The organism is Halorussus salinisoli (assembly GCA_005239435.1).
Classification (GTDB): Archaea; Halobacteriota; Halobacteria; order Halobacteriales; family Haladaptataceae; genus Halorussus; species Halorussus salinisoli.
Genome location: ML241305.1, coordinates 856,281 through 875,147, shown reverse-complemented (window position 1 = coordinate 875,147; position 18,867 = coordinate 856,281). Strand labels below are relative to the sequence as shown.

The 18,867-nt window shown below is 64.2% G+C and carries 19 protein-coding genes; 12 read left to right on the top strand and 7 right to left on the bottom strand.

From position 1 onward, the window contains the following. The first annotated feature begins 71 nt into the window (after window positions 1-71). Window positions 72-692, top strand: coding sequence for a GTP-binding protein EngB (gene engB, locus E2484_RS04440; protein ID WP_137284002.1), 621 nt, complete (start codon window positions 72-74; stop codon window positions 690-692). A 524-nt stretch (window positions 693-1,216) separates the two neighbouring features. Further along, window positions 1,217-2,332, top strand: a complete 1,116-nt coding sequence (locus tag E2484_RS04435; RefSeq protein ID WP_137284001.1) for an NAD(P)/FAD-dependent oxidoreductase — start codon at window positions 1,217-1,219, stop codon at window positions 2,330-2,332. Window positions 2,333-2,346: 14 nt separating this feature from the next. Here E2484_RS04435 and E2484_RS04430 read toward each other — a convergent pair whose 3' ends face one another. Continuing rightward, window positions 2,347-3,396 (bottom strand): DUF1611 domain-containing protein, encoded by a 1,050-nt coding sequence (locus E2484_RS04430; RefSeq protein ID WP_137284000.1) that lies wholly within the window; start codon window positions 3,394-3,396, stop codon window positions 2,347-2,349. Window positions 3,397-3,499: 103 nt separating this feature from the next. Between E2484_RS04430 and E2484_RS04425 the strand changes: the two genes are divergently transcribed. The 3 genes from E2484_RS04425 (at window position 3,500) to E2484_RS04415 (ending at window position 7,100) form a co-directional block, all read left to right on the top strand. Next, a complete protein-coding gene (locus E2484_RS04425; protein ID WP_137283999.1) occupies window positions 3,500-4,195 on the top strand; it encodes a helix-turn-helix domain-containing protein in 696 nt (231 codons plus the stop codon). A gap of 234 nt (window positions 4,196-4,429) precedes the next feature. Continuing rightward, on the top strand, window positions 4,430-5,881 hold the full coding sequence (locus E2484_RS04420) for an APC family permease (protein ID WP_137283998.1): 1,452 nt from the start codon (window positions 4,430-4,432) through the stop codon (window positions 5,879-5,881). Next, window positions 5,874-7,100, top strand: coding sequence for a M20 family metallopeptidase (locus E2484_RS04415; RefSeq protein ID WP_137283997.1), 1,227 nt, complete (start codon window positions 5,874-5,876; stop codon window positions 7,098-7,100). The genes E2484_RS04420 and E2484_RS04415 overlap by 8 nt, the downstream gene beginning before the upstream one ends. Window positions 7,101-7,103: 3 nt before the next feature. On the opposite strand, the gene ddh is transcribed toward E2484_RS04415, so the two are convergent. After that, the gene (ddh, locus tag E2484_RS04410; RefSeq protein WP_137283996.1) at window positions 7,104-8,033 is read right to left on the bottom strand and encodes a D-2-hydroxyacid dehydrogenase; all 930 of its coding nucleotides are present in this window, start codon (window positions 8,031-8,033) and stop codon (window positions 7,104-7,106) included. Window positions 8,034-8,865: 832 nt separating this feature from the next. Between ddh and E2484_RS04405 the strand changes: the two genes are divergently transcribed. The 3 genes from E2484_RS04405 to E2484_RS04395 all read left to right on the top strand — a co-directional run bounded on the left by E2484_RS04405 (window position 8,866) and on the right by E2484_RS04395 (window position 10,538). Next, the gene (locus tag E2484_RS04405) at window positions 8,866-9,276 is read left to right on the top strand and encodes a DUF7344 domain-containing protein (protein ID WP_137283995.1); all 411 of its coding nucleotides are present in this window, start codon (window positions 8,866-8,868) and stop codon (window positions 9,274-9,276) included. 212 nt (window positions 9,277-9,488) lie between these two features. Next, on the top strand, window positions 9,489-10,007 hold the full coding sequence (locus tag E2484_RS04400; protein ID WP_137283994.1) for an Lrp/AsnC family transcriptional regulator: 519 nt from the start codon (window positions 9,489-9,491) through the stop codon (window positions 10,005-10,007). A gap of 174 nt (window positions 10,008-10,181) precedes the next feature. Further along, complete coding sequence (locus tag E2484_RS04395; protein WP_137283993.1) at window positions 10,182-10,538, top strand: DUF7344 domain-containing protein; 357 nt, start codon at window positions 10,182-10,184, stop codon at window positions 10,536-10,538. A gap of 357 nt (window positions 10,539-10,895) precedes the next feature. On the opposite strand, the gene E2484_RS04390 is transcribed toward E2484_RS04395, so the two are convergent. From E2484_RS04390 to E2484_RS24770, 3 genes are all read right to left on the bottom strand, one after another. Next, a complete protein-coding gene (locus tag E2484_RS04390) occupies window positions 10,896-11,504 on the bottom strand; it encodes a class I SAM-dependent DNA methyltransferase (protein ID WP_137283992.1) in 609 nt (202 codons plus the stop codon). A 41-nt stretch (window positions 11,505-11,545) separates the two neighbouring features. Continuing rightward, on the bottom strand, window positions 11,546-12,820 hold the full coding sequence (locus E2484_RS04385; protein ID WP_137283991.1) for an NUDIX domain-containing protein: 1,275 nt from the start codon (window positions 12,818-12,820) through the stop codon (window positions 11,546-11,548). Between the two features lie 68 nt (window positions 12,821-12,888). Continuing rightward, window positions 12,889-14,574 (bottom strand): Hvo_1808 family surface protein, encoded by a 1,686-nt coding sequence (locus E2484_RS24770; protein WP_170977237.1) that lies wholly within the window; start codon window positions 14,572-14,574, stop codon window positions 12,889-12,891. A 123-nt stretch (window positions 14,575-14,697) separates the two neighbouring features. Between E2484_RS24770 and E2484_RS04375 the strand changes: the two genes are divergently transcribed. The 3 genes from E2484_RS04375 (at window position 14,698) to E2484_RS04365 (ending at window position 17,178) form a co-directional block, all read left to right on the top strand. Further along, window positions 14,698-15,237 (top strand): metallophosphoesterase family protein, encoded by a 540-nt coding sequence (locus E2484_RS04375; RefSeq protein WP_137283990.1) that lies wholly within the window; start codon window positions 14,698-14,700, stop codon window positions 15,235-15,237. Between the two features lie 182 nt (window positions 15,238-15,419). After that, window positions 15,420-16,187 carry a coenzyme F420-0:L-glutamate ligase gene (locus E2484_RS04370; RefSeq protein WP_137283989.1) on the top strand — a complete coding sequence of 256 codons (768 nt, stop codon included), beginning with the start codon at window positions 15,420-15,422 and terminating at the stop codon, window positions 16,185-16,187. Next, window positions 16,174-17,178 (top strand): 5,10-methylenetetrahydromethanopterin reductase, encoded by a 1,005-nt coding sequence (locus E2484_RS04365; RefSeq protein ID WP_137283988.1) that lies wholly within the window; start codon window positions 16,174-16,176, stop codon window positions 17,176-17,178. Before E2484_RS04370 ends, E2484_RS04365 begins: the two co-directional genes overlap by 14 nt. Here E2484_RS04365 and E2484_RS04360 read toward each other — a convergent pair. Then, window positions 17,135-17,341: a hypothetical protein gene (locus E2484_RS04360; RefSeq protein ID WP_137283987.1), complete on the bottom strand. Its 207-nt coding sequence runs from the start codon at window positions 17,339-17,341 to the stop codon at window positions 17,135-17,137. The genes E2484_RS04365 and E2484_RS04360 overlap by 44 nt on opposite strands. Window positions 17,342-17,691: 350 nt before the next feature. Between E2484_RS04360 and E2484_RS04355 the strand changes: the two genes are divergently transcribed. Beyond that, window positions 17,692-18,033 carry a DUF7573 domain-containing protein gene (locus tag E2484_RS04355; RefSeq protein ID WP_137283986.1) on the top strand — a complete coding sequence of 114 codons (342 nt, stop codon included), beginning with the start codon at window positions 17,692-17,694 and terminating at the stop codon, window positions 18,031-18,033. 117 nt (window positions 18,034-18,150) lie between these two features. Here E2484_RS04355 and E2484_RS04350 read toward each other — a convergent pair whose 3' ends face one another. Next, window positions 18,151-18,753, bottom strand: coding sequence for a TetR/AcrR family transcriptional regulator (locus E2484_RS04350; protein WP_137283985.1), 603 nt, complete (start codon window positions 18,751-18,753; stop codon window positions 18,151-18,153). Between the last annotated feature and the right edge of the window lie 114 nt (window positions 18,754-18,867).

Sequence of the window (18,867 nt, the reverse complement as noted above, 5' to 3'; positions counted from 1 at the left end):
CCTCGCAGATCACGGACGCGCCCGAAACCACAGACCACGCCCGTTAAACCTCGTCACCGGCTAGACAGCGTATGTTCGAGAACCGCCCGGGCCGGGCCGACGAGATCATCTTCGTCGGCCGGTCGAACGTCGGGAAATCGACGCTGATGCGCGAAATCACCGGCCATAGCTTCGACACGGGGAGCAAGCCGGGCGTCACTCGGTCGCCCAACCACTACGACTGGGCCAGCGACGACTTCATGCTCACCGACCTGCCGGGGTTCGGCTTCATGTCCGGCGTGCCCGAGGAGCAACGCGAGCAGATAAAGACCAACATCGTGCACTACATCGAGGACCACGCCGACGACATTCTGGTGGGCGTACTCGTCGTGGACGGCAAGAGCGCCGTGGACATCATCGACCGACACTCCGGCGAGGACGAGATTCCCTACGACGTGGAGATGTTCTACTTCCTCCGGGACGTGGGCATCCCGGTCGTGGTCGCGGTCAACAAGATGGACAAGGTAGACGACGAGGACGAGCGCCTGAACGAACTCTGCGATAGGCTGGGTCTGCACCCGCCGTGGAAGCAGTGGCGCGACACGATTGCTCCGATTAGCGCCAAGCGGGGCAACATCGACGCGCTGAACGAGGCCGTGAAGACGGAACTCCACGAGCAGAAGCGCGACGACCTGATGAAGTTCTTCTCCTAGTCGTCGGTTCTGGTCTTGGGTACCGGGGCTCTGAGTCGCTACGCCTTGGCAAAGGGAATCGAGGGGACGGATTGTTCGGAGTAGAGAGACTCAGAAAGCCCCCGCCCGGTCGCGGTCGCTCTGCGGGATGTTCGCGGTTCTCTCCGCACCGCCCGAACCTCGAATAGTGGCCCGCAGCGACGACTACGTAAACGCGACCGGGCGGCCCCTTTCAATCCACCCAGACGACCGCGACAGCCCCGAACCTCCCCAACCTCCTCGCTCGCTTCGCTGTGCGGGCTGCGACTTCCGAGCCGTCGGTCACGTCCGTTCCCGACGACCTCGCGCAGTTGGTGCGACCCAAACCGCGGGTCGCACCAGCGCGCGCCGAGATGGGGTGTCGGACGGCATTAATAAGTTAGTGATAGGAACGGAGAAAAGTTGACAGATATATGTAAATACGTGTTGGATAGTGTTTTATATTGCTATACGTACCGCGAACCGCGGCCCAAAGTCCGAACTATCCCACGCCCGTATCCGGGGTAATGGCTCAGACCCCCGCCTACGAGGTGGTCGTCGTCGGTGGTGGACCAGCGGGACTCACGACCGCGCTCTACGCGACCCGCCTCGGTCACCGGACCGCGGTCGTCGACCGCGAAGGCGGCCGGTACGAGTCGGTCGCGTCGGTCCACAACCTCGTCGGCGTCTCCGAGGACACGTCCGGCGGCGAGGTCACGGAACTCGCTATCGACCAACTCGAAGAGTACGGCGCGGACTACTATCGGGACGACGTGCGCGAGGTCGAGCGGACCGACCGCGACGACGCCGACTTCGAGAACGAGAGCGACGACGTCCAGTTTCGCGTGACTTGCGAGAGCGTCGCGCTCCGGACCGACCGCGTCGTCTTCGCCACCGGCTTCACCGACGTTCCGCCGAACGTCCGCAACCTCCGGCAGTTCACCGGCCGGGGCCTCCACTACTGTCTCCACTGCGACGCCTACACCCTCGGCGACGAACCCGTGTTCGTCCTCGGCCGCGACGACCACGCGGCCCAGATGGCGATGATGCTCCTCAACTTCACCGACGACGTGGACCTCCTGCTGAACGACGAGACTCCCGAGTGGGACGACGCCGCGGACGAACAGGTCCGCGCTCACCCCGTCGAGGTGGTCGAGGACCGCGTGGACCACGCCTTCGCCGAGACGGACTCCGGCCACGGAGACGACGGTAACGGAGGCGACAGCGACGACCCGTGGCTCGGCGGCTTGGAGTTCGCCGACGGCCACACCCGCGAGTACGGCGGCGGCTTCGCCGTCTACGGCAAGGAGTTCAACAACGACCTCGCCGCCGACCTCGGGTGTGAACTCCGCGACGACGGTGCCATCGCGGTGGACGACGACCGCGAGACCAGCGTCGATGGAGCCTACGCGGTCGGCGACGTGACCCACGGCCAGAACCAGACGCCCATCGCCATCGGCGACGGAGCCTACGCCGGCATCGCGCTCCACAAGGACCTCCGGCAGTTCCCGGTCGCGCCCGACGACCTCGACCGCCTCGACGACCTCGGGGTGCCCGCGATGGCCGACGACCTCCGCGCTCGGATGTGGCGCGTGCGGGACGCCGACGAACACGCCGGGATGACGCCCGAGGACCCGGAGTAGCCGCGAGCGACGACCTACAGCGCGTCCCGCACGGCGTCGAGCAGGTCGGTCGGACCGCTCTCGTCGTAGACGTTGGCCGCCGGAATTCCCCACTCGGCCGACTGCGCGCCGGCGTCGCCCCACGTCGAGAGCGCGGCGACCGTCGTCTCGGCGTCGGCCACCGACTCGATGGCGGCGACTTCGCGCTCGACGCCCGCGACCGAGAAGCGGTCGAAGTCGGCCCGCCCCTTTCGGTCGGGGTCGTCAACCAGCACTACCGCGTCCGGGTTCGCCCCGTGGAGGAGCGAGAGCGTCACGCCCGAGTAGGCCCGATGCGAGAGCGCGGCCTGCCCCTCCACGAGCACGAGGTCGTGTTCCTCGGCGACCGCACAGACGAGGTCTTCGACCACGCCCGCGGTGAAGTCCGCGGGCACGCGGTCTACGACGACGCCGCGGTGCGCGCCGACCATGATGCCTGTCTGGCCGGTGGCGACCCACCCGGCGTCGAGACCGGCGGCCCTCGCCGCCCGGTAGAGTTCGAAGGTGGTCGTGCGCTTGCCCACGGCGCAGTCGGTGCCCATCGTCAGCACCACGTCGGCGTCCGCGTCGTCCACTCGACCGTCGGCGACTCGCAGGTCGTCCTCGGCCGGCGGCTTGCGCACGTCGAAGAGTCGGACGCCGAACTCCTCGACGAGTTCGCGCCACTGACAGTCCTCGGAGAGGAACGTGTGGAGACCCGAAACCACGTCGCAACCGGCTTGCATCGCCTGCCTGATGTCTTCGACCCACTCGTCGGGAAGTTCGCCGCCCGCGGGCGCGACCCCGACGACCAGCGCCTCGGCGTCGGGGGCTTCTCGGAGGGCGTCCTCGGTCGAGGCGACGACGGGAGCGTCCGGCACACCGTCGCGGTCGAGTACCTCGTCGGCGGTCTTCCCGGCCTGCGTCGAATCGACCACCGCTCTCGCCTCGAACAGTTCGCTGTGCATGACGACTCCGTTCGCGGTCTTCCCCTCGGTGGTCCCGAACTCGCCCTCGGCGAGGACGACCGCCGGGACCGGTGCGTCGAAGGCCTCGTAGAGGTCCATGCCGAGGACCCACGGACGACCCGAGCAAAACGGTACCACCGTTCATGAGAGGGGCCGAGAGACAGCTATTTAGGCGGTGGTTCCATCGATAGGGCCGAGGGGAATGGCAGCTAATACCACGGGTGGACTACGACTCACGCTCGACATCTGGCATCCCGACTGCTGGACGCTGGAAGTGACCGAGCGAACTGATGGGGGGTTGCTCGGCCACGGCGTCCACCGAATCGACGGGATGGCCAACGGTCGGTTCACCGCCTACGGCGACGCGACCGAGGAGGTGGACGAACTGGTCGAAGCCGTCCGGGCGTCGGAGCACACCGAGTCCGTCTGGGAGACGGCGAGCCCCCACGCCGAGGCGGACACGCAGGTCCCGGGGAACGCGAGTCGGGGCATCGTGGTCCAGTACGACATCGACAAGAGCATCAACGACGCGTTGGTCTCGCGGGGGTTCATCCCTGACGAACCGGTCCGGATGTACGACGGCCGGGAGTACTGGACGGTCATCGTCAACGAGAGTCGCAACGCGGTCCACGAGCGCATCGACGCGCTCCGCGAGGAGATGGACGCCGACGTTGCGGTCGAACTCATCACCGCGCCGAAGGCCGGAAGCGGGATGTTCCGGACCGACGACCTCTCGGCCCGCCAGCGCGAGGTGTTCGAACTCGCCCGCCAGCGGGGCTACTACACGTGGCCCCGCGAGGTGTCGGCGACCGAACTCGCCGACGACCTCGACGTGTCGAAGGCGACACTCCTCGAACACCTCCGGAAAGCCGAGGTCAAACTGCTCGGCGAGGCCTGACCGCACCTCTTGCTCGCGCTTGCCTGTGCGCGGCCACTATTTCGAGTGCGCAGAACTGCGCGCCCGAAATATGCCCCCAGGCGACGCGAGCGCGTGCGGGCTTTCTACACAACTTCTCTCCCACCGTCCCCGTTTCTCGGATTTCCCGCCCAGAACGCGACGATTTCCCCCGTGTCCGACCCTTCCATTCTAGGGACGGGGGATTTGCACGAGTATTTAGAGATATGATATCGTATGTCAGACCAATCCAGAGACGACCGGAGTCTCTCGCGGGACATGGGACCGCTCGGCGCGATGAGTACCGTCGTGGCGGGTACCCTCGGCGCGGGACTGTTCGTCACCTTGGGCACGGCCAGCGCGACCACGGGGCCGAGCGTCATCCTCGTGGTCGTCCTCTCGGGTCTCCTAGCGATGAGTATTGCGATCAACTACAGTTGGATGGCCACCATCTTCCCGGCCGCCGCCGGGTCGTACGCCTACGTCTCCAGAACCTTCGGTTCTCGACTCCCCGGCTTTCTGGTCACGTGGTCGAAGTGGCTCGGCTATATGGCGGCCGACGCCGTGCTGGCCATCGGGTTCGGGAGCTACCTGCAGGTGTTCTACCCCTCGGTAGACCCCGCACTCGCGGGCTTCGGCCTGTTGACTGTCCTCTTCCTCGTAAATCTGGTCGGAACGAAGGGATACAGCCTCTCGCAGAACGCCATCTTCGGCGTACTGATGATGTCGATTCTGGTGCTGGTGATTCCGGGGTCGGCTAACGTCGACATGGCGAACTACCAACCATTCTTCACGGGCGGCCTCGACGGGTTCGTCGCCGCCGCCGTCCCGCTGTTCTACGCCTATATCGGTATCGCCGTCGCCGGGCAAATGGGTGCCGAGGTCAAGAACCCGTCCCGGAACCTCCCGCTGGCGATGGCCGGCGGGACGCTCGTCCTCATCTTGCTGTACGTCTGGACCGCGGCGGTCATCTACGGCGTCGTCGGCGACTACACCACGCTCGCTAACTCGGCGCGTCCGCTGGCCACCGCCGCCGAGGCGTTCCTCGGCGACGCCGGCACCGCGGTCGTCGCCTTCGGCGGCCTGCTCGCCACGGCCTCCTCGGTCCACGCGGTGATGGCCGCGGGCATCAAGATGCCCTACTCGTGGTCGTGGGACGAGGTCTTCCCCGAGCAGTTCTCCGCGGTCAGCGACCGGTTCGGCACGCCTCACTGGTCGCTGGTCACGCTGTACGTCGTCGCTGCCAGCCTGACGTTCTGGAGCGCGGGCCTGAATCAGGCGCTGGCCATCGCCACGTTCAGCTACCTCATCGCGTACGCTTCGGTCGCAATCGCCGCGGGCTATCTCTACACGACCAACCCCGAGAAAGCCGCGACGGCAGGGTTCGACCCCGGCGCGTGGCTCTACCTTCCGGTGGTCGTCGGTGGTCTCGGCTCTCTCGGCCTCCTCACGCAGGCGGCCAACTGGAGCGCGCTCGTCTCGCTCGACTTTGCGGCCCTCTCGACGCTCGCCATCTATCTGCCGTGGCTGGCCGTCGGTATCGTCATCTTCAGCATCTACTGGTACCGCGGCCAGCAGAAGGGAACCGACGTGGAGGCTATCCTCGACACCTTGCCGGGGGTCGCCTCCGACGAGTACGACCCGAGCGTCGGGATGGACGAGAACGTCGGAGGTGCGAGCGATGACTGAGAGCGAGACGAAAGCCGACCCCGCATTCGACATCGACCCCGACGAGACCATCGACCTGCTCCAGCGAATGGTCCGGATTCCGAGTCCGTACTTCGAGGAACACGACCTCGCGGAGTTCGTCTACGAGTGGTTGGACGACAGGAACCTCGACCCCGAGTACCACCACGTCAGCGAGCCGGAAATCACGGAGTACGAGGGCGACAACGTGATCGCCCGACTGGAGGGGAGCGACCCGGACGCACCCACGCTCCTGCTCAACGCCCACATGGACACCGTGAAACTGGTCGAGGACTGGGACGAGGACCCCTGTTCGGGCCGCATCGAGGACGGGAAACTCTACGGACAGGGTGCCTGCGACATGAAGGGCGGTCTCGCAGCGGTGATGAAGGCGTTCGAGGCGCTCGCCGAACGCGAGACGGACCTCCGAGGCGACGTACTCCTGACCGCGGTCGTAGACGAGGAGGGGCCCTACGGTCTCGGGACCGACCGACTCGTTCGGGACGGTCTCACCGACGACTGCGACGCCGCCATCGTGACAGAACCCGGCCCTGTCCTCGCCCAAGAAGACCTCGACAACCCCGCGCTCCTGCTCGGCGCAAGGGGTCGGTATCTCTACGACGTCACGGTCAAGGGGAAGGCGGCCCACGGCTCGCAACCCCACGAGGGCGTCAGCGCGCTGGTGGACGCCGGACGACTCGCCGAGGCCCTGACCGAAATCGAGGTCGGGAGCCACGAGAAGTTGGGCGACGGGTCGGTCTGCCCCCTCATGCTGAACTCCGGCAGCCAGACCCTCTCGGTGCCCGAGCGCGCCCGCCTGATGGTGGACCGCCACGTCGTCATCGGCGAGAGCCAAGAAGACGTTCGCCGGGACGCCGAGGCGGTCGTCGCGGACCTCGACCTCGAGAGCGAGGTCGAAATCAGCTTCCGGGAGGCCCCCGTCCCCGGCATCGAGTACGGTCCCTACGTCACCGACGAGGACCACGAACTCGTCGGGGCCTTGCAGGTCGCGACCCGCGACGTCGCGGGCGTCGAACCCGCAATCGGCTACTTCGCCAGCGTCGGCGACTTCAACTATCTGGGCGACCGGGCGGACCTGCCGACTGTCATCCTCGGCCCGGACGGCGAGAACATCCACGGCGCGGGCGAGTTCGTCTACGCCGACGAGGTGGTCGAGATTGCGGAAATCGTCACGGAAGCGGCGACAGAACTGCTGTCCTGAGTTTCAGACGACTCGATTCGTCATCTCCTCCCCCGACTCCGCTCGCTCGACGTTCTGTCGGACCAGTTCCGCGATGTGTCGGTAGTAGTCGCGCTCGGCCGCGGCGCGGTGCGGCGTCACGAGAACCTCGTCCATCTCCCAGAGCGGCGACTCCTCGGGGAGCGGTTCCTCCTCGAACACGTCGAGGCCCGCGCCAGCGACGTCCCCGCTCCGAAGCGCGGCGACGAGTTCGTCCTGCTCGACGACCGGCCCGCGGGCGACGTTGACGAGGTAGGCGTCCTCGCGCATCGCCGACAGCTCCTCGGTACCGACGAGTCCTTCGGTCTCGTCGGTCAGCGGGACCGCCAAGGCGACGAACTTGGCGTCGGCGACGGCTCCGTGGAGACGGTCGGGCGTGTACACCGTCTCGGTGTGTGGCGTCGGGTCGCCCGAGCGCCGGACTCCGACGACCTCCATGCCGAGCGCGTCGGCGCGCTCGGCGATGCCCCGGCCCAGAGTGCCGAGACCGACGACGCAGAGTCGCTCGCCGTCGAGCGTGAAGGGTTCGTCCCACGCGGGATGGCTCCACTCGTGGTCGTCCTGCGCGCGGACGTAGGTGTGGAGGCGGCGCGCGAACGAGAGCATCAGGCCGACCGCGAACTCGCCGACGCTGGTGTCGTGGATGCCGGTGCTGTTGGTCAGCACGACGCCCTGCTTCTCGAAATCGTCGAGGGGGAAGCGGTCGTATCCGGCCTGAATCGAGTGAATCCAGTGGAGGTCGGCGTCGAGGAAGGCGTCGGAGTGTGCGAAGGTGACGAGTGCGTCACAGTCCCCGAGTTCGTCGTCGCCGACGACGGCGACTGCCGGACCGAGGTCCGACAGTTCGTCGCGGAGTCGCTCGGGCGGGAAGACGGCGCTCACGGACTCGTGGATACCGATGCGTCGTACCTGCATGGCTGAACGTCCGGAGTCTCGGTGGTTGAATCTTCGGGTGGCGGAACGCGTCGGTTTCAGTAGCGGTCGCTGTGCGGCGACGATAGAAACATCTACCTTTACTAAGAAATCATATACATTTCTTTACTGATTGTGTATGTGTCCGCGTGCGTCGTTACTCTGGAGAGAAGGCGTCGTTACACCGAGAACGTCGGGTTCGCTCGGAGCGACGGCTCGGTCGTTTCGAACGGTGGCTCGGTGGAAGGTCCTCGTCACAAGGGGCTCGGAGGGGGTAAGACAGGAACTACTAATAATAGTAATTTGTACTACGGTTTCTTTATCCAGAATCGTTGGCGGAACCGTCGCGCAATACAGAGCGTGTACTTATCGAAGCAACCCCGCCACTAACCCTATCAGATACAAGTTGGTATATTTACCGTACCGGATGTGCTGACGAAGAGAGAAAGTAACCGGTACGGGTTTAGGTTCTTCCGTAAACGAGTAATGGAGGGATTGGGGTGAAAGCTATCACCGCACATGAAACCAAAGGGAAAATTCAGGATTGTATCACCTCCTGAATGAGGTAGAGACCGCAAGTTTGTGTGGTTCAATAAATGAGGAGAGTCAGTTCGCCGCTGATGTCTCAGCGGTGTTATCGCAAGAATCGGCTGAACTAAACGGACTTGAACTTTGTGGACGATGTGCGTATATTGCTGGCCAAAAATGAATGCAAACTCAGCTGTGGGTGGATGATCATTTTCGTAGTGCTGGTGGCCAGTTCCAGTCGAGTGTATAGCGAACCTCAAGAATTAGGCATCACGGTTTAGGTGAGGACTGTTAGAATTGCAGATAGATGTCTGACGATGATTTCCAAGTAGAGGACGGGGAAGTAAAGGGGGGAGACAATCATCCTTCTGTAGGGAATCGCTATCCAAGCGTTACCGACAATCTTGATACGGTCTTTAGCCTATTGAGTAACTCTCATTGTCGCTGTCTTCTTTATTACCTGTTTACGATGGAAGGGAAAGTCGCTGAATTTGATGACGCTGTGGAAGGCATAAGCAAGTACAAAGCGGCTGGAAAAGAGACTGGCAATCAGGTCAACCAAGAGAAAATCCGAATCGAACTCCATCACTCCCTATTGCCTCAACTTGGAGATGCAGATGTTATTGATTACGACCAACGTCAAGGTACCATTCGGTTTACAGGCAATTCCGCACTTGAAGAATGGGTCGACCATGCCCAACACAAGGAGGTAGAATGAGCAATTTGCACCACGTATTGAGCAATGCAGAGCGTATACTTACCAATCGCCTCTCATCTCCGGCGACGGTATCATTCTTGAGTTTGAGCCAATGTGGTATTGTTTGGGGCGTAGAGTTGTATTTGATAGACCACTAATCGGCTCCATTCCTAAATTCTTCGCGAGCTTGTTCGGGCAATCGATTCAACTGATTCGATACTGAATTGGACGGCATGGTTGATGACCCACTGAACAACCTTGACCGTCGTATCCTGCACTTGCTCCAAGTGGACGCCCGTGATGCCACCGACACGTCCATTGCCGAGGAAACGGACGTCACTGGGACGACAATCCACAATCGAATCAAACAACTGGAGGAGCAGGGAATCGTTCTCGGATACAATCCGGAAATCGACTACGAGCAGGCGGGCTATTCGATGCGTGTGTTGTTCATCTGTTCGACCGACCTCTCCCAGCGGTCGGAGATGGCGGAGAAGGCCCTTGAGGTGCGGGGCGTCGTCAACGTCCGGGAGATGCTGGCTGGCGAAGAGAACCTCCACGTTGAAGTCGTCGCCGAAGGCTCGTCCGACGTCAAAGAAAGCACCGAGCAGTTAGACGACCTGGGCCTGCGAATCATAAGTAGCAATATTCTGGCGGAGGAACACGTCCAACCGTGGAACCACTTTCACCAAGAGCTCGCTGGCGAGGATGCCGACACGCCCTCCGAAATTGGCTCCTCGGAGGAGGAATGACCTACCTGAACCGCCAGCGATTTAGATTCTTGAACTGACACCACCAATCCGCTGGTCAGTGCACCTCCTTTTGTTTGGGAAAGTCAAACAACAAACCGTCTCCGCACAGGATTGTAAAATACATAATGGTATCGTAAAAAAGAGGTTAAGACGGTCTAACCCAATCAATACGTGATGGCAGAACTGACCACGGCACGACTGGGCGACGTATTCGATCTCTTGGTACATCCGTACCGGCGGTACGTGCTGTATTATCTTACCCACGAATCCGAGGTGGTCACAATCGACACCCTCGCAACCGCGATATACAAGTGGGATAGAGACGAGACGAAGGCAGATTGGGGTGCCAAGAGCAAAGATGTGGAGGCCTCCCTTCGACATATCCACCTCCCGAAGCTTGCCGACGCCGGCATCATTCTGTTCGACACGAACGCGGACTCCATCGAACTCAAAGAAACAGGCCAGATTGATAAATTCGTCAAGCACATGGCACATATCGACAGCTACACGGAAACCGCCGCTCACGACTGAACGTGTGAACGCACACTTTTCCGAAACACTTCCTTCAGCACGTTCTCTTACGACGGAAAGACAACGTCAAGGTACAGAAATAGTTTCAGATTCACTGCTAAACTCGCACCACGTACTGAGCAAAATCGCCGAACCAATTACAGGTTTCAGACTGAATAAAGAATCGTCTTGCCAACTACTGATAATGAATTCAGTGTGTTGTACGTTCGGAAATGGTGGCTCGGTATAAATACCTCATCACAAAGGGCTCAGAGGGGGTAACTTTCGTCACTGCCACCGGGTCGGTCTACACTCCGGAGCAAGAAGAATCCATCCTTGTGTTTCGAAGTCCCGCAGTCGGGGTTCGAGGCGGTAATCCTATGCCGAGTCTGCGCGCTGGCAGTAGAAGTTCGCGAACGTTCGTTCCGGCGACACCGTGTTCACCGACACCGACTCGACGCGAAACCCGGCCGCGTCGAGCAACGCCCGTGCCTGCTCCTCGGAGACGTGATACTCCATCGTCGTCGCACCCCACTTCTCGACTTCGACCGGTCCCTCGCCCAGTTTGAATCCGATTCGGGCGACCCCACTCGGCCGAAGCACGCGGGCAAACTCGTTCAGTGCGGTCTCCATCTCTTCGGTCGGCACGAAGAAGATGGTCGCCGGACACCAGAGTCCGTCGAACTGGTCGCTCTCGAACGCCAGATTTCGGATGTCCATTTCGAGATACTGACCCGGGCGATGCGCCCGAGCGTACTCGACCATGCCGCGTGCGAAATCGATGCCGACCGGGTCGAGGCCGCAGGTGTGGAAGTACTCGGTGTCGCGGCCGGGACCACATCCCGCGTCGAGAACGTCCGGACCGGTGAGGCCATCGACGAACGACTCGAGGAGTGCGTTGAACTCCTCGGGTAGCTCTTCGAGGGCCGTGTGAGCGTCGAAGTCGTCCGCGTGCTGGTCGTAGAGTTCCTCGGCGGGTACCGGCATCGGTAGAACTTCGGGCGACGACGTGTTGAGTATTTGGCCGATTACGCCCCGTCGCGCCACGTCGAGAGTGCCCGAAGTTCGACCGCGACTTCCGAAATTCCGTCGTCGTCCAGCACGCCACGCTCGGTAATCACGCTCGAAACGGACTCGGCGGGCGTCACGTCGAAGGTCGGGTTCAGCACCTCGACGTCGGCCTCGCCGTCGTAGATCGCCTCCGAGTCACCCTCCTCCAGAGACACCGCGTCGTCGGTCCGAATCTTGTCGCTGGCGGCGACGGCGTAGACGGGGACGCCTTCCCGACTCGCGGCCAGCGCGGCCCCGCGAGTCCCGGTCTTGTTGACCACGCGACCGTCCGGAAGCACGGCGTCCGCGCCGACGACCACCGCGTCCACGTCCTCGGACGCCAGCACGTCCGCGATCGCGGCGTCGGTGTGGAGCGTCACGTCGGGTCCGTCCTCCCCCGACTCGCCGGGGTCGGCGGCCAGTTCCTCCGCGACTCCGACGCCCTCGCGGGCCGGGCGCGACTCGGCGACGAACACCGCCCGGGTCGCGGGGAGTGCGTCCAGCGCGGTCCCCGAGCGCGAGAGCGTCAGGACGCGGTCGCCTCGAATCTCGGCGGCCGCGTTCTCGGCGGCCTGCTCGTCCACCCGGAACGCGCGCTCGACGTTCTCGCGGGCGGCTTGCTCGACGGCCTCCGCGCTGGCGTCGTCGCTGGCGTCGGCCATCGCGCGATTCACGCGGTTTCCGACCACGGCCATGCTCGGCCGGGCGTCGAGGAGTGCTTCCGCCATCCTCGTCAACTCGGGCCAATCGCCGCCTCCCCGTTCCCTGAACGACCCCGCTCGATCGCGCAGGAGTTCGAGCGCCCGGACCGAGAGGTACGCCGACCCGTGGTCGGAGTCCTCGGCGACCTGCTGGACGGTCGGACCGACCCGCGAGTAGGAGGCCCAGAGCTTCGGAACGGTGTCGCGCCGGAGGATTTCGGGCGCGTGGACCCACTCGGTTTCGGCGGTCTCCCAGTTGATCTCGGCGTCCCGGCGCTCGCAGTCGAAGAGGTAGGGGTGGACGACCCACCGAGTTCCCAGGTCCGCGTCTTCGAACTCGAAGGTGACACCGGCTCGAGCCAGCGTGCAGGCGTCGAGCAGCCCGGTCTCTTCCTCGATTTCCTCGCGGGCCGCGGCGTCGGGGTCGCCCTCGGCGTGGCCGGCGACGCCGCCCCACTGCCCGGCGTAGGAGCCGACCTCCTCGGAGCGCCGGAGCAACAGCACCTCGCCTCGATTCCGGAGAAAGCAGGTGACGACGTGGGTTTCGTCCATACCGGACACGTCAGCCCCGAACGGCTTGAAACTCGGGTTCGGACCGAAGAAAGAGCAGTTTTCCCGACCTACGCAGTCGTGGTGGTTTCGTTCGCTTCCACCTCGACGGTCGCAGTCGCCGCGAGTCCGGTCGTCTCGGTCGTAGCCGTCTCCTCCGTGGTCGCCTCACCCGTAGTCGTCTCGGTCGCCTGCCCGGTCGCGGCGACCTCGACGCCGGACCGGACCTCGGACAACTGCCCGACGGTCGGCGCGTTCACGATGGTCACGTTCCTGCCGTCGATATCGACGTAGAAGGCGTCGGCGAAGCCACCTCGCTCGATTCGCCAGACGTTCTCTTCGACCTGCTCGCCGCCCCAGTATTCGAGGACCTGCTGGTAGCCATCGACGAACTGCTGGGCGTTCTGCGGCGAGTCCCACGCCAACTTCCAGACGTAGCCGAACTCTCCGGCGTCGTTCTCGTAGACGTGGAGTCGGTCGCCGTCCCACCCCGTGGAGTAGTCCGACTCGTAGTTCAGCGGGTCGACGTCACTGAGGTTGCCCGACCGGTTGTAGTTGAACCACTCCTCGGGCGGAACTAACTCCGTCTGGCCCTGACTGTCGTAGTACGGGTAGACGAACATCATCATCACCGCGGCCTCGCCGAGTCGACCGTATCCGGCCCGATCGGGCGCTCGCACTCGCTCCCAGTCGTCGGTCGCGGTGTCGTCGAAGGTCACGTTCGTCGGCGGGTCGCTCCGATACCGGAGCGGGTGGATGACCTGCTCGGTGCTGGCCGGCGGGTTCTCGTACATCGCGTCGACCGCGCTCCACCCGCCGACGTCGCGCACCATCCGGACGAACGCCGGACCGTCGCTGTACGGCTGGAACTTCAGGAGGTAGACGCCGATGTTGGCGAGTTGGTCGCCGCCACCGTCACGCTCCGGTGCGTCGAGACACTCCCACTCCACGCCGCAGTTCTCCTCGTAGAGCGTATCGGTGTAGCTGGCGTCACCCTCAACGAGTCCGCTGATGGCGTTCACTTCGTCGCGGAAGTCCGAATCCAGTTCGGCCCCCGAGAGGTTGAACTGCTCGTCCTGCCAGGCGTGGACGAGTTCGTGAGCCAGCGTCAACTCGTCGATGCGGAGGTCCTCGGCACTCTCGGCGACGACCACGATTTCGTCCTGCTGTGGACTGTAGTACCCGAGGACGCCAACTCCGCGGTTCTCGTTCTGGACTTCGATGGAGTCTTCGTCTTCGCCGATGAGGAGCAACGCTTCGAACTTCACGTTGTCGAACTTCCGAAGTCCCTCGGAGGTATTCCGGTTCAGTTGCTGTTCGCGGAACTCCTGGCGACTGATGACCGAGACGGGGACCGACTGGTCGAACTCGATGCACCGGACCGCCTCGACCCGGGCCATCGTGCGCGAGACGATTCGCTCGCGTTCGTCTTCTTGCACCCCGTCGTCCTGGTTCACGTCGATGGACTCGTCGTACCAAATTCCGTTCTCCCATCCCTTCACGTCGGAGCCGGGGTCCGCCCCGTCTTCGGGCGGCGTCGCCGCACACTCCGTCTCGGCGCTCTCCTGTCCGTCCTGCGCGCTCGCGGCCGGGTTCGTTTCGACCGGGTTCGGTTCGACCGGGTTCGGTTCGACCGGGTTCGGTTCGACTGGAGCCGTTTCGGCCGACGTTCCGCCGAGGGTCGCCCCGGCGATTCCCGACGCGAGCAGTACGACTGTGAGTAGTATCGCTGTCGATTCTTTGCCCTCTGATAGCATCTCCCGCAGTCCCCCGTGGATAGCCACGGACCGATTCGGCAAAAGGTCACCGCTCGGAAGCATCGTGGTCGAAGTCGCACACTCACCTCCACGCTTTTGCCGAATGGCGTCTAACGAGTCGGCATGGTCGAGATTGCCATCATCAGCGACACGCACGTTCCCTCGCGCGCAGAGCGAATCCCCGACTGGGTAGCCGAGCGCGTCCGCGAGGCCGACCACACCATCCACGCGGGCGACTTCGACAGCCCCGAGGCCTACGAGACGGTCGCGGACCTCGCGGGCGAGAACTTCACCGCCGTCGCCGGGAACATGGACCCCGGGTCGCTCGACCTGCCGACGGTCGCCACCGCCGAGATTCGCGGGACCACCTTCGTCGTGACTCACGGCACCGCCCCCACCCAGGAGGAGTACGAGGCGACCATCGCCGAGGCGGTCAGCGAGGAACTCGACGGGCCGGGCATCGCCGTCGCCGGGCACACCCACGCTGTCGTGGACGACGACATCGAGGGAATCCGGTTTTTGAATCCGGGGAGCGCGACCGGGGCCGACCCCGCCGTGACGCCGACGATGATGACCGTCGAAATCGTCGAGGGGCAGGTGAACGTCGAGATACACGCGGACGACGAGCGGGTCGAGAACCCGGACGAGTACCCGGGGAAGTAGGTCCTTTCGTCGGACTTGGCGGAGGAGGGAGAGCTACTCCTCGAGCGCTCTGGCGGGGACTAGGTGTTCTGCCGGAGACGACATTCGTTCTCAAACAAACAGTCTATTCTCGGCGGGACCGAGTGTCGTCTCGCTTGCCCGTTTCGGGCGGGTTTTTACCTCCGACGGGTCAATCTCCGTGTATGGACGTGTTCGCAGTGCCGGGACTGCCCGAGGTGCGGCCGGGCGACGACCTCGCGGCCCTAATCGAATCGCGGGCCGACCTCCGGGACGACGACGTACTGCTGGTCGCCAGCACCGTCGTCTCGAAGGCCGAGGGCCGACGCGCCGACCTCGACGACTTCCCGGCCGGACCCAGAGCGAAGGAGATAGCCGAGCGACTCGCCGATATCTCCGGCGAGGAGAAAGACCCCCGATTCGCGCAGGCCGTCCTGGAGGAGAGCACCGAGATTATCATGGAAGCCCCGTTCCTGCTCACCGCCACCAAGTTCGGCCACGTCGGCGTCAACGCGGGCATCGACCGGTCGAACGTCGGAGACGGCGGGGCAGATTTACTGCTCCTGCCCGAGCGCCCGAGCGAGAGCGCCGACCGGATTCGTCGGAACCTCTCGGCCGACCCCGCAGTGGTCGTGACCGACACCTCCGGCCGGCCGTTCCGGCACGGCCAGCGCGGAGTCGCCATCGGGTGGTCGGGCATCCCGGCCTCCCGGGACTGGCGCGGCGAGACCGACCGCGACGGCCACGAACTCGAAGTCACGGTCGAGGCGGTCGTGGACGAACTCGCGGCCGCGGCGAACCTCGTGACCGGCGAGGGCGACGACGGCCTTCCCGTGGCGGTCGTGCGCGACTGGGAGTTCGGCAACCACGAGGGAAGCGACAACCTCTACCGCGACGTGGACGGCGACTTCGTGCGACAGGCTCTGAGGGGGTGGGAGTTTGCGCGGGATTGAACTCACGCCCGAGCATCCGATAGCGGACCTCGTGGAAATCGGCGAGCGGGTCGAGGAATCGGGCTTCGACGCGCTGTTCGCCAGTTGCCACTACAACAACCGCGACCCGTTCGTCGTCCTCGACAGAGTGGCCGCCGCGACCGACGACCTGCTGGTCGGCCCGGGCGTGGCCAACCCCTACGAGAGCCACCCGGTCTCGCTCGCCTCGCGCGTGGCGACGCTGGACGAGACCAGCGACGGCCGGGCGGTCTGCGGACTCGGCGCGGGCGACCGCTCGACGCTCCGGAATCTCGGATTCGACCGCGACAAGCCCCTCCGGCGCGTGCTGGAGACGATGAAGGTCTCCCAGAAGCTCTGGGCGGGCGAGCGCGTGGACCACGACGGCACCTTCCGAGCGACCGACGCCGGTCTGAACTACGAGGTCGGCGAGGACGGCGAGGGCGACATCCCGGTCTACGTCGGCGCGCAGGGCCCACACATGATTCGGATGTCCGCGAAGCACGCCGACGGCGTGCTGGTCAACGCCTCGCATCCCGACGACTTCGCGTGGGCCGACGAGCAGGTCGAGAAGGGACTGGCCGAGAGGCCCGCCTCTCGCGGCGACCGAGAGGCGTTCGACTTCGCGGCCTTCGCCAGTGTCAGCGTGGCCGAGGACGCCGACGCCGCACGCGAGGCCGCACGGCCTCCAGTGGCCTTTATCGCGGGCGGGGCCGCACCGCCGGTCCTCGACAGACACGGCATCGACCACGCACGCGCGGAGGAGATCGGCGAAGCCATCGAGTCGGGCGACTTCTCGACGGCGTTCGAGGCGGTCACGCCCGGGATGATAGACGCCTTCTGCATCGCTGGCACGCCGGACGCCGCCGCGGAAAAGATTTCGGGAGTGCTGGAGTACGCCGATAGCTTCGTCGCCGGGTCGCCGCTCGGGCCCGACCCGAAACGAGCGGTCAGCCTCGTTGCTGAGGCCTGCGACCGAGCGACTCGGGAGTGATGAGGTCCACGACCGCGCCCGCGGTGAGATACGCCATCACGAGCGACGACCCGACGACCAGCACGAACCCCACCGCCAAGAGGAGTATCGAGGTCGGGAACGCGAACGCGGCGTCGGTGAAGTAGCCGACCATGTCCACGACGTCCTGGATGATACTTGCCATGCGTAGACGTGTGTAGCGGGGATACTTGTTTGCTCCGTCTGCGGGCGAGTCGGGACCCGCGATTCGGAGTCGTACCTCCACTTCGCTCCCCACAGTCGCGCAACTTCGCCAGTCGAGTTCCTCGACTTCGTTCCGGCTATCGCTGCGGTCGTGAATGGGTCTCGAGGGAGCGAGAATTGTATACCCGTCTATAAAACGTAAGTGAAGTAGTTTAGAAATCATATTTCTATCCCAAACACGTCTTCCGTTGTCCGAGTGGGCGAACGCACGACCTGCCTTCCCAAGCGTGGCCGGCGCTATCGAGACGACGCTCCGGCACGCTTACCACGGGGGCCTCCGTAGTCCGGCGCGTGACCGAAGACGCATCGCTCGATACGTTCGCTTCGACGGACGCGTCCGAGAGCGACGACGCCGGACCGGACGCCGACTCGTCGGCGTCCGGTTCCGACGATTCGGCCGCCGAGGCTCCGAGGTCCGACGACTCGGGGACCGACAGTTCGGAAAGCGCCGACGGGGAGATTCCCGACGCGGCGACTTCGGAACCGGCGTCTGCCGACCCCGCCGTCTCCACCTTCGAGTGGTCGCCCGCGGGCGGCGAGTGCGCCGCCTGCGGCGAATCGGGCGAGCGCCGCTGGCGGTCGGACGGCGAGCGAGGCGGCGCGCTGGTCTGTCCCGAGTGCAAGGAGTGGTGACGCGGGTTTCGATTTCGGCGATTCGAGTGCGTAGCGGTCGCTCTCCGCATCTGGATTCGCCTCGCGTCGGGATTCTCCCCGCATCGGGACTCCCTCGCGTCGGTCGGTGTTCCGGCGTCAGTCGGCGAGCAGTCGAGCGTCGAGGTACTCGTCGAGTTCCGCCTGCACCCGTCGAACCGCCTCGGCGTCGGTCGTGATGCGCTCGGTCATCGCGCCGTTGGCCAGCGTGACCAGGAACGAGGCGGTCTGCTCGGGGTCTACCTCCCGGAAGGACCCCGTCTCGATTCCCTCCGCGACGACCGCCGCGATTCGGTCGCGTAAGAACTGGTCGCTCCGGGTGAAGTAGTCCCGGTAATCGGGGTCGTTGACCGCCTGCGCTCGGAGTTCCACGACGATACCGACGAACTCCTCGTCCGATTCGGCGTTCGCGGAGACGAGCGCGGTGACGAGTGTGCGGAGTCGCTCGTCGGCGCTGTCTCCGTCGCCGAGCGAGACGCCGCCCTCGAAGTGGTCGAGCGTGAATTCGAGGAAATCGACCAACAGGTCGTCCTTGCCGTCGTAGTGGTGATAGAGCAGGGAGTTGCTCTTGTCGAACTCGTCGGCGATGCGCTGAATCGAGAGGTCGGCGTACCCGTAGTCGGTCAACGCCCGGTACGTGGCTTCCATGATGGCCGTGCGGGTGTCGTCGGCCGATTCTTCGAAAAGACCCTCGGGCGGCATGTGGTTCGATATCTACGTACGACCAACCAACGTATTAAATCTCGGTCTTTCCCGACCACATACCTATAATCTGACTGTCACGATATCTGCGAGAAACCGACGGTTTCCGCGACG

Excerpts from the sequence above, each read along its gene's own strand:
- engB (WP_137284002.1), top strand. The coding sequence starts at position 72 with ATGTTCGAGAACCGCCCGGGCCGGGCCGACGAGATCATCTTCGTCGGC.
- E2484_RS04435 (WP_137284001.1), top strand. The coding sequence starts at position 1,217 with ATGGCTCAGACCCCCGCCTACGAGGTGGTCGTCGTCGGTGGTGGACCA.
- E2484_RS04430 (WP_137284000.1), bottom strand. The coding sequence starts at position 3,396 with ATGGACCTCTACGAGGCCTTCGACGCACCGGTCCCGGCGGTCGTCCTC.
- E2484_RS04425 (WP_137283999.1), top strand. The coding sequence starts at position 3,500 with ATGGCAGCTAATACCACGGGTGGACTACGACTCACGCTCGACATCTGG.
- E2484_RS04420 (WP_137283998.1), top strand. The coding sequence starts at position 4,430 with ATGTCAGACCAATCCAGAGACGACCGGAGTCTCTCGCGGGACATGGGA.
- E2484_RS04415 (WP_137283997.1), top strand. The coding sequence starts at position 5,874 with ATGACTGAGAGCGAGACGAAAGCCGACCCCGCATTCGACATCGACCCC.
- ddh (WP_137283996.1), bottom strand. The coding sequence starts at position 8,033 with ATGCAGGTACGACGCATCGGTATCCACGAGTCCGTGAGCGCCGTCTTC.
- E2484_RS04405 (WP_137283995.1), top strand. The coding sequence starts at position 8,866 with ATGTCTGACGATGATTTCCAAGTAGAGGACGGGGAAGTAAAGGGGGGA.
- E2484_RS04400 (WP_137283994.1), top strand. The coding sequence starts at position 9,489 with ATGGTTGATGACCCACTGAACAACCTTGACCGTCGTATCCTGCACTTG.
- E2484_RS04395 (WP_137283993.1), top strand. The coding sequence starts at position 10,182 with ATGGCAGAACTGACCACGGCACGACTGGGCGACGTATTCGATCTCTTG.
- E2484_RS04390 (WP_137283992.1), bottom strand. The coding sequence starts at position 11,504 with ATGCCGGTACCCGCCGAGGAACTCTACGACCAGCACGCGGACGACTTC.
- E2484_RS04385 (WP_137283991.1), bottom strand. The coding sequence starts at position 12,820 with ATGGACGAAACCCACGTCGTCACCTGCTTTCTCCGGAATCGAGGCGAG.
- E2484_RS24770 (WP_170977237.1), bottom strand. The coding sequence starts at position 14,574 with ATGCTATCAGAGGGCAAAGAATCGACAGCGATACTACTCACAGTCGTA.
- E2484_RS04375 (WP_137283990.1), top strand. The coding sequence starts at position 14,698 with ATGGTCGAGATTGCCATCATCAGCGACACGCACGTTCCCTCGCGCGCA.
- E2484_RS04370 (WP_137283989.1), top strand. The coding sequence starts at position 15,420 with ATGGACGTGTTCGCAGTGCCGGGACTGCCCGAGGTGCGGCCGGGCGAC.
- E2484_RS04360 (WP_137283987.1), bottom strand. The coding sequence starts at position 17,341 with ATGGCAAGTATCATCCAGGACGTCGTGGACATGGTCGGCTACTTCACC.
- E2484_RS04350 (WP_137283985.1), bottom strand. The coding sequence starts at position 18,753 with ATGCCGCCCGAGGGTCTTTTCGAAGAATCGGCCGACGACACCCGCACG.